This window comes from Streptomyces sp. QH1-20, from assembly GCF_041283565.1.
Taxonomy (GTDB): Bacteria; Actinomycetota; Actinomycetes; order Streptomycetales; family Streptomycetaceae; genus Streptomyces; species Streptomyces syringius.
In genome coordinates this window covers 2731812-2744588 of record NZ_CP166299.1, presented here as the reverse complement: position 1 = coordinate 2744588, position 12777 = coordinate 2731812, and the positions used below count along the sequence as shown (strand labels likewise).

Sequence of the window (12777 nt, the reverse complement as noted above, 5' to 3'; positions counted from 1 at the left end):
GAAGCGATGGCAATCGACGTCAACAACGAATCCGGCACCGACATCGACGAGCAGGCGATCCTCGACGTCGCCCGCTACGCCCTGGCCCGGATGCGTATCCACCCGCTCTCCGAACTCTCGGTCATCGTCGTGGACGCCGACGCCATGGAGCAGCTCCACATCCAGTGGATGGACCTGCCCGGGCCCACCGATGTGATGTCCTTCCCGATGGACGAGCTCCGCCCGCCGGCCAAGGACGACGACGAGCCGCCGCAGGGCCTGCTCGGCGACATCGTGCTCTGCCCCGAGGTCGCGAAGAAGCAGGGCGAGGAGGCGCCGACCGGGCACTCCATGGACGAGGAGCTCCAGCTCCTGACCGTCCACGGCGTCCTCCACCTCCTGGGCTACGACCACGAGGAGCCGGACGAGAAGGCCGAGATGTTCGGCCTCCAGGCGGCGATCATCGACGGCTGGCGTACCGAGCGCGGGATCGAAGGAGCCTCCCCGGCTCCCACGATCACGTGACCGGGCAGCTGATCGCCGCCGCGGTCCTGCTCCTGGTCGTCGCCTGGCTCGCCGCCTGCGCGGAGGCGGGCCTGGCGCGCACCACCCGGTTCCGTGCAGAGGAGGCCGTCCGGGCGGGCCGCCGCGGCAGCGCCAAGCTGATGGCCGTCGCCGCCGACCCGACCCGCTATCTCAATGTGGCGCTGCTGGTGCGCGTGGCCTGCGAGATGGCGGCCGGCGTCCTGGTGACGTACGTCAGCCTGCGCGAATTCGACAAGACCTGGCAGGCGCTGACGGTCGCCATCGCGGTGATGGTCCTCGTCTCCTATGTCGCTGTCGGCGTCTCCCCGCGCACCATCGGCCGCCAGCACCCGCTGAACACCGCGACCGTGGCCGCGTACGTCCTGCTGCCGCTCGCCCGGATCATGGGCCCGGTGCCGCGGCTGCTGATCCTCATCGGCAACGCCCTCACCCCCGGCAAGGGCTTCCGCATGGGCCCGTTCGCCTCCGAGGCGGAGCTGCGGGCCATGGTCGACCTGGCGGAGAAGGAGTCGCTGATCGAGGACGACGAGCGCCGGATGGTGCACTCCGTCTTCGAGCTCGGCGACACCCTCGTCCGCGAGGTCATGGTGCCCCGCACGGATCTCGTCGTCATCGAGCGCGGCAAGACCATCCGTCAGGCGCTGACCCTGGCACTCCGCTCGGGCTTCTCCCGGATACCGGTCACCGGCGAGAGCGAGGACGACATCGTCGGCATCGTCTACCTCAAGGACCTCGTCCGGAAGACGCACATCAGCCGTGACGCCGAGTCCGAGCTGGTCTCGACGGCGATGCGCCCGGCGGTCTTCGTGCCCGACACCAAGAACGCGGGCGACCTGCTGCGGGAGATGCAGCAGCAGCGCACCCACTGCGCGGTCGTCATCGACGAGTACGGCGGCACCGCCGGCATCGTCACGATCGAGGACATCCTCGAGGAGATCGTCGGTGAGATCACCGACGAGTACGACCGCGAGCTGCCGCCCGTGGAGGAGCTCGACGACGACCGTTACCGCGTCACGGCCCGTCTCGACATCGGCGACCTCGGCGAGCTGTACGGCCTGGAGCTGGACGACGAGGACGTCGAGACGGTCGGCGGTCTGCTCGCCAAGTCCCTCGGCCGCGTCCCCATCGCCGGCGCCACGGCCGAGGTCGACCTCACCGACGACACCACCGACCCCACGCTGCGCGCCCTGCGCCTGACCGCCGAATCCGCGGCGGGCCGCCGCAACCGCATCGTGACGGTTTTGGTCGAACCGGTACGCGTGCCGGAACCGGACGAGGACTGAGCGAACACGACACCACGACACCGATGCCCGGCTGCCCCTTGAGGCAGCCGGGCATCAGCGTTAGCCGGGTCTGCGCGGAGGCTGACCGCGTGGGCGGCGGACCGCCGGTCTACTCTGACGGGCCTGCTCCCGTCGCTCACCCAAGGAATCCCTGTGCGTCCTCACCCGCGCCGTGGCGCCTACGCCGCCCTCGCCGCCTCGGCCCTGCTGCTCGTCTCCGCCTGCGGCGGGGCGCCCGGCCGGGAGAGACCCACCGACGACGGGAGCCGCCCGGCGGCGACGCGCGACGCCGCGAACGGTCCGGCGAACGGGACACCGCAGGCGAAGCCCCTCACCGGCGAGCAGGCGAAGGCCGCTGTGCTCACCGCCAAGGACCTGCCCTCCGGCTGGAAGGTCATGGGTGACGCGAGTGACGTCTTCGGCCCGGGGCTGCTGCAGATCGGCACGACGGAGAAGAAGCCCTGCCAGCCGCTGCTCGACGCCTTCGTCGGCCGGAGCGACGGCCCGAAGCCGGCGGTCCACGCCATGGCCGAACTGGTGCAGGGCGGCGACGCGGGCTCCATGCTGGTCAACGGCGTCACCTCCTACCGCGAATCCGACGCGGTGAAGATCATGCGGAGCCCGCTGGACGTCGACGCCTGTGAGAGCTTCAGTGGCAAGCTGGGCGACGACCGCAAGGCCGACTTCACGGCCGAGCGACTGGACGTCCCCAAAACCGGCGACGAGTCGCGCGCCGTTCGCGTGACCGTCGCGGAGACCGCGAACGAGGTCAGCATGCAGCACGACATCGCGGCGGCCCGGGTCGGCGCCACCATCGTGACCGTCGTACGGACCAGCTTCAGCACGGCCGACAGCTCCAGCTTCGAGGACGCGCTCGGCAAGGTCGTCGAGAAGGTGAGGAAGGCGGAGAAGGCCGCGCGCCCGTAAGGCGTCCCGGCCCGGCGCCCGGGGCCGGGGCGGCGTTCAATATGCTCCGCCGTATGACGGACAACGCCACGCTGGACCCCGAAGACCGCAAGCTGATCACGCTCGCCCGATCCACGCGCGCCCGTAACGCCGTGGCCGAGGGCGCCGCCGTGCGTGACGAGAACGGCCGGACGTACGTCGCCGGGACCGTCGACCTCGACTCGCTGAAGCTCAGCGCGCTGGCCACCGCCGTCGCGATGGCCGTGGCCAGTGGCGCGAAGTCGCTGGAGGCCGCCGTCGTCGTCTCCGAGGCCGAGGCCGTCTCCGACGCGGACCGCGCGGCCGTTCGTGACCTGGGCGGGCCCGCGACGCCCGTACTCCTCGCGGGCCCGGACGCGACCGTGCGCGCCGCCCGCACCGCGGGGTAGCCGGGCCGCTGGTCGGCGGGGGGCCGGGGATCGGGGAGAATACCGAGTATGGACAGTGCTGCCTCCCCCTCCCAGGCCCCTCACCGCGCGGGCTTCGCGTGCTTCGTCGGCCGCCCCAACGCGGGCAAGTCGACCCTGACCAACGCACTGGTGGGGACGAAGGTCGCGATCACCTCCAACCGGCCGCAGACCACCCGCCACACCGTGCGCGGCATCGTGCACCGCCCCGACGCCCAGCTCGTCCTCGTCGACACCCCCGGGCTGCACAAGCCCCGCACGCTGCTCGGCGAGCGCCTCAACGACGTCGTGCGGACCACCTGGGCCGAGGTCGACGTGATCGGCTTCTGCCTGCCCGCCGACCAGAAGCTCGGCCCCGGCGACAAATTCATCGCCAAGGAGCTCGCGGGGATCAAGAAGACCCCGAAGATCGCCATCGTCACCAAGACGGACCTGGTCGACTCCAAGCAGCTCGCCGAGCAGCTCATCGCGATCGACCAGCTCGCCGTGGAGCTCGGCTTCGAGTGGCAGACGATCGTCCCCGTCTCGGCGGTGGGCGACAAGCAGGTCTCGCTGCTGGCCGACCTCATCGCCCCGCTGCTCCCGGAGAGCCCGCCGCTCTACCCCGAGGGCGACCTCACCGACGAGCCCGAGATGGTCATGGTCGCCGAGCTGATCCGCGAGGCCGCGCTGGAGGGTGTGCGCGACGAACTGCCGCACTCGATCGCCGTCGTGGTGGAGGAAATGCTCCCGCGCGAGGACCGGCCGGAGAACAAGCCGCTGCTCGACATCCACGCCAACGTCTACATCGAGCGGCCGAGCCAGAAGGGCATCATCATCGGCCCCAAGGGCGCGCGCCTGAAGGAGGTCGGCATGAAGTCCCGCAAGCACATCGAGGCCCTGCTCGGTACGCCGGTCTACCTCGACCTGCACGTCAAGGTCGCCAAGGACTGGCAGCGGGACCCGAAGCAGCTGCGGAAGCTCGGCTTCTGACGGGACACCCTCGGCCGGCCGGAGGACGGCGCAGTCGTCCGAAGCCCGGGAGGCCCCCTGGGGCCGAGCGGTGCGAGGGCGGCAGGGGGGAGAGGCCCCGAAGCAGCTGCGGAAGCTGGGCTTCTGACGGGCTCGGCTTCTGACCCTTACCGCGCGCGTTACGCGCCTTCCTTCAGCACCAGCCGGATCAGCTCCCGCTGTTCCGGCGTGAGGTGCGGGTCGGCGCAGTGGACCGTACGGCTGTCCACCGTGATCTCGTAGTGGAAGCCGTCCGGCACACCGCGCGCGGTGGCGCCCGCCTCCGGGCTCACCGCGAGTGCACGGTGGGCCAGGGCCTGCACATGGGTCGCGTCGGACCGGCCGCTCGTTTCCAGCTCGGCCCGACGCTCGATACCGGCGAAACCGCCGGTACGGGTGATGGCAATCCGCATGACGCCATCCTTACCCCGATCGCCCGGCTCTACGAGACGGGCACTCCCACCGACGACCACGCCTTGAGCACGGCCTCGAGCTCGGCCCCCTCGCCGAACCGGGCCCGTGCCGCCCCCACCGTCAGTCGCGCGAAGTCCTTGAAGTCGGCGTCCGAGGCCAGCTCGCCGCCGGTCAGCGTGTCGTACCAGATGTGGCCCGCGCGCTCCCAGGCGTTGCCGCCGAGGGCGGTGGCCAGCAGATAGAAGGCGTGGTTGGGGATGCCGGAATTGATGTGCACGCCGCCGTTGTCACGTGAGGTGCGGACGTAGTCGTCCATGGTGGCGGGCTGCGGGTCCTTGCCGAGGACGTCGTCGTCATAGGCGGTGCCGGGCGCCTTCATCGAGCGCAGGGCCTCACCGCGGTCCACATTGGGGCCCAGCAGGCCCGCCCCGATCAGCCAGTCGGCCTGATCGGCGGTCTGCCCGAGGGTGTACTGCTTGATGAGCGAGCCGAAGACATCCGCGACGGACTCGTTCAGCGCGCCCGACTGGCCGTAGTACTCCAGGTTCGCCGTGTGCTGGACGACGCCGTGGGTCAGCTCGTGGCCGATGACGTCGACGGGGATGGTGAAGTCGAGGAAGAGGTCGTTGTCCCCGTCGCCGAAGACCATCCGCTCGCCGTCCCAGAAGGCGTTGTCGTAGTTCTCGCCGTAGTGGACCGTCGCGTTCAGCGGCAGCCCGGCGTCGTCGATGGAGTGCCGTCCGTAGACCTTGAGGAACAGGTCGAAGGTCGCGCCGAGCCCCGCGTGCGCGCGGTTGACCGTGGCGTCCTGGGTCGGCTGGTCGCCCTCGGAGTGCACCTTCCGGCCCGGGATCGTCTCCTGGTGCTCGGCGTCGAAGATCGTGCGCTGCGGGGTTTCGGAAGGGGTGCCGAGCGGGGCCGCGACACCGCGCAGAGCGGTGATCCGGCGGCGGGTGCGCTGGAGGGAGTCGTGTTCCAGGGTGCGCCGCGCGGGTCCGGAGAGCCGCTCGTCCTCGGACTGTGCGAGCTTGTCCAGCACATGCGGCGGAACGATGGTGCAGAAGACCTTGTGAGATGTGGCGTCCATGGCCTGAATGTGGCACTGGGTTTCCGTCGTGTCACTCCTTGCGGTCATGATTAATGAAATCGAGTGGTTGGGCTCCTTTTGGGTGGCAGGCGTTCCGGATCCGGTCCGTATGACGCACGTGCATCCCGCATGCTGATACGGGGCCTGTCCATACCGGCCATCTCGGTTAGTGTGCTGTGCATCATGCGTTACGGGCTGCTTCTTCTTAGCTGCCGCGGCGAGGGTCTGTAAGTCGTAGGCCGACCCCCTCCCCGCGGAGTTCGGTGGTGCGCCATCCCGCCCCCGTCGGCCGCTCGTTGCAGCGGACACATGAGGAGCCCTACGCAGATGACCGAGATTTCCGTCGGCAGGCCCACGCCCGTCACCGCGGCCACCGTGACCCAGAAGCCGTCCGGGATGCCGATCCACAAGTACGGCCGCTACGAGGCCGTGGACATCCCCGACCGCACCTGGCCGGACAACCGCATCACCGTCGCCCCGCGCTGGCTCTCCACCGATCTGCGTGACGGGAACCAGGCGCTGATCGATCCGATGTCGCCGGCCCGCAAGCGCGAGATGTTCGACCTGCTGGTCCGCATGGGCTACAAGGAGATCGAGGTCGGCTTCCCCTCCTCCGGGGCCACCGACTTCGACTTCGTACGGTCGATCATCGAAGAGGGCGCGATCCCCGAGGACGTGACGATCTCCGTCCTGACCCAGGCGCGCGAAGAGCTGATCGAGCGGACCGTCGAATCGCTGCGCGGGGCGCACCGCGCGACCGTGCACCTGTACAACGCCACCGCGCCCGTCTTCCGCCGCGTCGTCTTCCGGGGCTCGCGGGAGCAGGTCAAGCAGATCGCCGTGGACGGCACGCGGCTGGTCATGGAGTACGCCGAGAAGATCCTCGGCGACGAGACCGCGTTCGGCTACCAGTACAGCCCGGAGATCTTCACCGACACGGAGCTGGACTTCGCCCTGGAGGTCTGCGAGGGCGTCATGGACGTCTGGCAGCCCGAGGCGGGCCGCGAGATCATCCTCAATCTGCCGGCCACCGTGGAGCGGTCCACCCCCTCCACCCACGCCGACCGCTTCGAGTGGATGTCGCGGAATCTGTCGCGGCGCGAATTCGTGTGCCTGTCGGTGCACCCGCACAACGACCGGGGCACGGCCGTCGCCGCCGCCGAGCTGGCGCTGATGGCCGGGGCGGACCGGGTCGAGGGCTGCCTGTTCGGGCAGGGCGAGCGGACCGGCAACGTCGACCTGGTCACCCTGGGCATGAACCTGTTCAGCCAGGGCGTGGACCCGCAGATCGACTTCTCGCAGATCGACGAGATCCGTCGCACCTCCGAGTACTGCAACCAGATGGAGGTCCACCCGCGCCACCCCTACGCGGGCGACCTGGTCTACACCGCCTTCTCCGGCTCCCACCAGGACGCCATCAAGAAGGGCTTCGACGCCATGGAGGCCGACGCGGCCGCCCGGGGCAAGACCGTGGACGACATCGAGTGGGCCGTGCCGTACCTGCCCATCGACCCCAAGGACGTCGGCCGCAGCTACGAGGCCGTCATCCGCGTCAACTCGCAGTCCGGCAAGGGCGGTATCGCCTACGTCCTGAAGAACGACCACAAGCTGGACCTGCCACGCCGGATGCAGATCGAGTTCTCCCGCACCATCCAGGCCAAGACCGACGCCGAGGGCGGCGAGGTCACCCCGCAGCAGATCTGGTCGGTCTTCCAGGACGAGTACCTGCCCACGCCGGAGAACCCGTGGGGCCGTATCGCCCTGCGCGACACCCAGACCTCGACGGCCGGCGACGGCGTCGACTCGCTGACCGTCGAGGCCGTCCTGGACGGCCGGGACACGGTGCTGACCGGTACGGGCAACGGCCCGATCTCCGCGTTCTTCGACGCGCTCGGCTCGGTCGGCATCGACGCCCGTCTGCTGGACTACTCCGAGCACACGATGAGCGAGGGCGCCAGCGCGCAGGCCGCCTCGTACATCGAGTGTGTGATCGACGGTGTGGTCCTGTGGGGCATCGGCATCGACGCCAACACCACCCGCGCCTCGATCAAGGCCGTCGTCTCCGCCGTCAACCGCGCGTACCGGAAGTGACCTTGGCCTGATCCCGGCCTGATCTTTTCCGGACGGAGGCCCGGCACCGATGCGGTGCCGGGCCTCCGTCATGCCCGTCGTCAATCACGAGCCGCCGAAACCACCGGTTCTGATGGAGTCGGTGGCATGTTCAACCTGCTCTTGCCCGAAGACCCCCCGCAGGAGGTGCTGACGGACATGACCGATGTGGCTAACATCACGTCAACGCGGCGACGAGGCCGTGGCGTTATGGAGGTGCGCCGTGATGCACGCGCAAGGCCGACACAGCCCGGACCGGTGTGTGGTGGGCGTACGCACCGTATGGCGCACCGTCGGGGACGGCGAGTTCTTCTGCCCCGGCTGTGGCGGTGACCGCAACTACCGGCGCCGCACGGGCCACCGTCGCCTCGTCGCCTTCGGGGTGCCCCTGCTGCCGCGCGGTCCCGTCGGGCCGATCGTCGAGTGCGCGGCCTGTCACGCCAGGTTCGGCATGGACGTCCTCGACCACCCCACCACCACCCGCTTCTCCGCGATGCTCCGCGACGCCGTGCACACCGTGGCCCTCGCCGTCCTCGCCGCGGGCGGCACCGAGGCGCGTACGGTCCGCAGGGCCGCCGTCGGCGCGGTGCGCGCGGCGGGCTTCGCCGACTGCAGCGAGGAGCAGCTGATCACCCTGATCGAGGCGCTCGCCGCCGACACCGGGCGGCTGCCCGGCATGTTCGCCGGCGGCGCGTTCCCGGCCGGCACCGGGGGAGGCCGCGGCGGCTTCGACCCGTGCGGCACGGCCCTGGCCATCGAGCTCCACGAGGCCCTGGAACCCCTGGCCCCGCACCTCGCCCCTGCCGGGCGCGAGGCGATCCTGCTCCAGGGAGCCCGTATCGCCCTGGCGGACGGCCCCTACCAGCCCGCGGAGCGGGAAGTCCTGTCGACGGTGGGGCGGGCTCTGCTGATCTGCCCGGAAGACACGGATCGCCTGCTGGCGGCGGCGCGGATGCCCACGTAGTTCGTTCGTGTGTCCTCAAGCGCCGGACGGGCTGGCTTCCAGCCCGTCCGGCGCTTGAGGACCCCGGCCCGAGCCACCCCGCCCGTACGGGACAATGGCTTCATGAGTCTCTTCCGCGACGACGGCATCGTGCTGCGCACGCAGAAGCTCGGCGAAGCGGATCGCATCATCACGCTGCTCACCCGCGGTCACGGCCGCGTACGCGCGGTAGCCCGCGGTGTACGGCGGACCAAGTCGAAGTTCGGGGCGCGGCTGGAGCCGTTCTCGCACGTCGACGTGCAGTTCTTCGCGCGCGGCAGCGAGCTGGTCGGGCGCGGGCTGCCGCTGTGTACGCAGAGCGAGACCATCGCCGCGTACGGTGGCGGGATCGTCACCGACTACGCCCGCTACACCGCCGGCACCGCCATGCTGGAGACCGCCGAGCGGTTCACCGACCACGAGGGCGAGCCCGCCGTGCAGCAGTATCTGCTGCTGGTCGGCGGACTGCGGACGCTCGCCGCCGGCGAGCACGCGCCGCACCTCATCCTGGACGCCTTCCTGCTGCGCTCCCTCGCCGTCAACGGCTACGCGCCCAGCTTCGAGGCGTGCGCGAAGTGCGGTATGCCCGGGCCGAACCGATTCTTCTCGGTCGCGGCCGGCGGGGTCGTCTGCGGGGAGTGCCGGGTGCCCGGAAGCGTCGTACCCTCCTCGGAGTCGATCGAACTCCTCGGCGCATTGCTGACCGGGGACTGGGCGACGGCGGACGCGTGCGAGCCGCGCCATGTCCGGGAGGGCAGCGGTCTGGTGGCCGCGTATCTGCACTGGCACCTGGAGCGGGGGCTTCGCTCCCTGCGCTACGTGGAAAAGTAACTGGTATCGAGGAGAAGTGGCACGCATGGCACGACGCGGGATTCTGGGCCGTTCCCGACGCGAGTACCTCACCCCTGAGCCGCACCCGTCCGGGGCGCGGCCGCCGAAGATCCCGGGCGAGCTGGTGCCCAACCACGTGGCGATCGTCATGGACGGCAACGGCCGCTGGGCGAAGGAGCGCGGGCTGCCGCGCACCGAGGGGCACAAGGTCGGCGAGGGCGTCGTCATGGACGTGCTCAAGGGCTGCCTGGAGATGGGCGTCAAGAACCTCTCCCTGTACGCCTTCTCCACGGAGAACTGGAAGCGCTCGCCCGAAGAGGTGCGCTTCCTGATGAACTTCAACCGGGACGTCATCCGCCGCCGCCGCGACGAGATGGACGAGCTGGGCATCCGGGTGCGGTGGACCGGCCGGATGCCGAAGCTGTGGAAGTCGGTGGTCGAGGAGCTCCAGGTCGCCCAGGAGCAGACCAAGAACAACGACGCCATGACCATGTACTTCTGCGTCAACTACGGCGGTCGCGCGGAGATCGCGGACGCGGCGGCGGCGATCGGCCGGGACATCGCGGCGGGCCGGCTGGATCCGTCGAAGGTGAACGAGAAGACCTTCGCCAAGTACCTCTACTACCCCGACATGCCGGACGTGGACCTCTTCGTGCGGCCCTCCGGTGAGCAGCGCACATCCAACTACCTGATCTGGCAGAGCGCTTACGCCGAGATGGTCTTCCAGGACGTGCTCTGGCCGGACTTCGACCGCCGTGACCTGTGGCGCGCCTGCCTGGAGTACGCGCAGCGCGACCGCCGCTTCGGCGGCGCGGTCCCGAACGAGGACGAGCTCGCCAAGGACCCCGCGTCGAAGGCGTGAGCCCCTCGCTGAGGCGAGACCACGGATATGGCACTGCTCCGGGCGTCGGCCGACGCCCGGAGCAGTGCCATATCCGTCGCTGTGCTCGTCAGCTCCGGGAGCGCGCCGCGGCGCAGTCCCCGCAGGTGCCGAAGATCTCGATGGTGTGGGCCACGTCGACGAAGCCGTGGTCGGCGGCGATGGAGTCCGCCCACTTCTCCACGGCCGGGCCCTCGACCTCGACGGCCTTGCCGCACACCCGGCAGACCAGGTGGTGGTGGTGCCCACTGGAGCAGCGGCGGTAGACCGCCTCGCCCTCGCTCGTGCGCAGCACGTCGACCTCGCCGGCGTCGGCGAGGGACTGCAGCGTGCGGTAGACGGTGGTCAGGCCGACCGAGTCGCCGCGGTGCTTGAGCATGTCGTGGAGCTCTTGCGCGCTGCGGAACTCGTCCACCTCGTCGAGCGCCGCCGCGACAGCGGCTCGCTGCTTGGTGGACCGGCCGCGTACCGGGGGACCCGCGGTCGCCACAGTTGCCTCCTCAAGCTCGCCTGAACACGCATCCGTACGTAGTGCCCGGCCAATTGTGCCAGGCCCGGCGTCATCTCCCGTACGACTGAGCGTCCCCGGTCACCTGCGGGCGGCCGCGGGCGGGACCCGTCAGGCCTCCACCCGTACGTCGTCCGCGGGGGTGCCCGGCACGTCCAGCGTGCAGTGCTTCTCTGCGTCGGCGGTGCGCCTGGCCCGTTTGCGGGCCAGTGGCGCGGCGAGCGCGGTCAGGGCCAGGAAGACGCCGATCGCGAGCAGCACGATGGTCGCGCCCGAGGGCACGTCCACGTAGTACGAGGTGGCGGTCCCGGAGACGGTCACCAGGACGCCGATGGTGACGGCCAGCGCGAAGGTGGTCGCGAAGCTGCGGGCGACGGCCTGGGAGGCGGCCACCGGGATCACCATCAGGGCGCTCACCAGGAGCAGGCCGACCACGCGCATCGCGACGGTGACGGTCAGCGCGGCGGTGACCGCGACCAGCAGGTTCAGCAGCCGCACGGGCAGCCCGGTGACGCGGGCGAACTCCTCGTCCTGGCAGATGGCGAACAACTGCTTGCGCAGCCCCACCGTGGTGAGGATCACGAAGGCGGCCAGCACGCAGATCGCGAGGATGTCCTCCTCGGCGACGGTGGTGATCGAGCCGAAGAGGTAGCTGATGAGGTTGGCGTTGGAGCCGCCGGACAGGTGCATCAGCATGACGCCGCCGGCCATGCCGCCGTAGAAGAGCATGGCGAGCGCGATGTCGCCGCGCGTCTTGCCGGAGGAGCGGATCAGCTCCATGACCACGGCGCCGACCACGCACACGGCGGTGGCCACCCACACCGGGCTGGTGTTGAGCAGGAAGCCGAGGCCGACGCCGGTGAGGGCGACATGGCCGATGCCGTCGCCCATCAGCGCCTGGCGGCGCTGGACGAGGTAGATGCCGATGGCGGGGGCGGTGATGCCGACCAGCAGGGCGGCGAGCAGCGCCCGCTGCATGAAGGCGGGATTCAGGATGTCCATCAGGTGAGCAACCCCGTCCGGATCGGTTCGGCAGCCGGGTCGGCGTGCGGGTGGACATGGTCGTGGCCGGGCAGCGCGTGCTGGCCCACGGCCTCCGGCGGCGGGCCGTCGTGCACGACGCAGCCGTCGCGGAGCACGACGGCGCGGTCGATGAGCGGCTCCAGGGCGCCCAGCTCGTGCAGGACGAGCAGGACGGTGGCGCCCCGGGAGACCTGCTCGCGCAGGGCGCTCGCGAGGACCTCCTGGCTGGCCAGGTCGACGCCGGCCATCGGCTCGTCCATGATCAGCAGCTCGGGTTCGCCGGCCAGCGCGCGGGCGATGAGCACCCGCTGGTGCTGGCCGCCGGAGAGCGCGTTCACGGAGTCCTTGATCCGGTCGGCCATGCCGACCAGCTCCAGGGACCGGACCACGGCCTCCCGGTCGGCCTTGCGGGTCAGGCCCAGCTTCGTACGGGCCAGCCGCCCGGCGGCGACGACCTCGCGCACGGTCGCGGGGACCCCGCTGGCGGCGGTGGTGCGCTGCGGTACGTACCCCAGGCGGGCCCAGTCGCGGAAGCGGCGCTTGGGGGTGCCGAACAGCTCCAGCTCACCGCCGGTGAGCGGCACCTGGCCGACGATGGCCCGGACGGCCGTGGACTTGCCGGAACCGTTGGCGCCGAGCAGCGCGACGACCTCGCCGCGCCGCACGGTGAGATCCACGCCGCGCAGCACGGGACGGGAACCGAGCGAGGCCGTGGCCCCGCGCAGCGCTATGACGGGCTCCGCCCCTTCACGCGCTCGGCTCGCCTCCGGGCGCTTCGATCCGCTCATGTCGG

Annotated in this window: 14 protein-coding genes; 9 read left to right on the top strand and 5 right to left on the bottom strand. The window is 70.6% G+C overall.

The window, feature by feature from the left end; all coding sequences use genetic code 11:
• The first annotated feature begins 6 nt into the window (after positions 1-6).
• The 5 genes from ybeY to era all read left to right on the top strand — a co-directional run bounded on the left by ybeY (position 7) and on the right by era (position 4132).
• Positions 7-504, top strand: a complete 498-nt coding sequence (gene ybeY / locus AB8O64_RS12360) for an rRNA maturation RNase YbeY (RefSeq protein ID WP_130877678.1) — start codon at positions 7-9, stop codon at positions 502-504.
• The gene (locus AB8O64_RS12355) at positions 501-1808 is read left to right on the top strand and encodes a hemolysin family protein (RefSeq protein ID WP_365215589.1); all 1308 of its coding nucleotides are present in this window, start codon (positions 501-503) and stop codon (positions 1806-1808) included. The genes ybeY and AB8O64_RS12355 overlap by 4 nt, the downstream gene beginning before the upstream one ends.
• A 153-nt stretch (positions 1809-1961) precedes the next feature.
• Positions 1962-2735, top strand: a complete 774-nt coding sequence (locus AB8O64_RS12350) for a hypothetical protein (RefSeq protein WP_370419220.1) — start codon at positions 1962-1964, stop codon at positions 2733-2735.
• A 53-nt stretch (positions 2736-2788) separates the two neighbouring features.
• Entirely contained in the window at positions 2789-3142 is a 354-nt protein-coding gene (locus AB8O64_RS12345) for a cytidine deaminase (protein WP_370419218.1), read from the top strand.
• A gap of 48 nt (positions 3143-3190) precedes the next feature.
• A complete protein-coding gene (gene era, locus AB8O64_RS12340) occupies positions 3191-4132 on the top strand; it encodes a GTPase Era (RefSeq protein ID WP_356458967.1) in 942 nt (313 codons plus the stop codon).
• 158 nt (positions 4133-4290) lie between these two features.
• Here era and AB8O64_RS12335 read toward each other — a convergent pair whose 3' ends face one another.
• Positions 4291-4563, bottom strand: coding sequence for a protealysin inhibitor emfourin (locus AB8O64_RS12335; protein ID WP_370419216.1), 273 nt, complete (start codon positions 4561-4563; stop codon positions 4291-4293).
• Between the two features lie 29 nt (positions 4564-4592).
• A complete protein-coding gene (locus tag AB8O64_RS12330) occupies positions 4593-5651 on the bottom strand; it encodes a M4 family metallopeptidase (RefSeq protein ID WP_365370683.1) in 1059 nt (352 codons plus the stop codon).
• Positions 5652-5978: 327 nt separating this feature from the next.
• Here AB8O64_RS12330 and leuA point away from each other — a divergent pair, with 327 nt between their 5' ends.
• The 4 genes from leuA to AB8O64_RS12310 all read left to right on the top strand — a co-directional run bounded on the left by leuA (position 5979) and on the right by AB8O64_RS12310 (position 10435).
• Positions 5979-7742 (top strand): 2-isopropylmalate synthase, encoded by a 1764-nt coding sequence (leuA, locus tag AB8O64_RS12325; protein ID WP_370419215.1) that lies wholly within the window; start codon positions 5979-5981, stop codon positions 7740-7742.
• A 244-nt stretch (positions 7743-7986) separates the two neighbouring features.
• Positions 7987-8724 carry a TerB family tellurite resistance protein gene (locus AB8O64_RS12320; protein WP_370423851.1) on the top strand — a complete coding sequence of 246 codons (738 nt, stop codon included), beginning with the start codon at positions 7987-7989 and terminating at the stop codon, positions 8722-8724.
• A gap of 102 nt (positions 8725-8826) precedes the next feature.
• Positions 8827-9573: a DNA repair protein RecO gene (gene recO, locus AB8O64_RS12315; RefSeq protein WP_130877670.1), complete on the top strand. Its 747-nt coding sequence runs from the start codon at positions 8827-8829 to the stop codon at positions 9571-9573.
• A gap of 25 nt (positions 9574-9598) precedes the next feature.
• A complete protein-coding gene (locus AB8O64_RS12310) occupies positions 9599-10435 on the top strand; it encodes an isoprenyl transferase (RefSeq protein ID WP_370419213.1) in 837 nt (278 codons plus the stop codon).
• A gap of 88 nt (positions 10436-10523) precedes the next feature.
• Here the strand turns inward: AB8O64_RS12310 and AB8O64_RS12305 are convergent, their stop codons facing one another.
• The 3 genes from AB8O64_RS12305 to AB8O64_RS12295 all read right to left on the bottom strand — a co-directional run bounded on the left by AB8O64_RS12305 (position 10524) and on the right by AB8O64_RS12295 (position 12772).
• Positions 10524-10943, bottom strand: a complete 420-nt coding sequence (locus AB8O64_RS12305; protein WP_130877668.1) for a Fur family transcriptional regulator — start codon at positions 10941-10943, stop codon at positions 10524-10526.
• 129 nt (positions 10944-11072) lie between these two features.
• On the bottom strand, positions 11073-11963 hold the full coding sequence (locus AB8O64_RS12300; protein ID WP_370419211.1) for a metal ABC transporter permease: 891 nt from the start codon (positions 11961-11963) through the stop codon (positions 11073-11075).
• Complete coding sequence (locus AB8O64_RS12295) at positions 11963-12772, bottom strand: metal ABC transporter ATP-binding protein (RefSeq protein WP_366687103.1); 810 nt, start codon at positions 12770-12772, stop codon at positions 11963-11965. Before AB8O64_RS12295 ends, AB8O64_RS12300 begins: the two co-directional genes overlap by 1 nt.
• Positions 12773-12777: the final 5 nt, after the last annotated feature.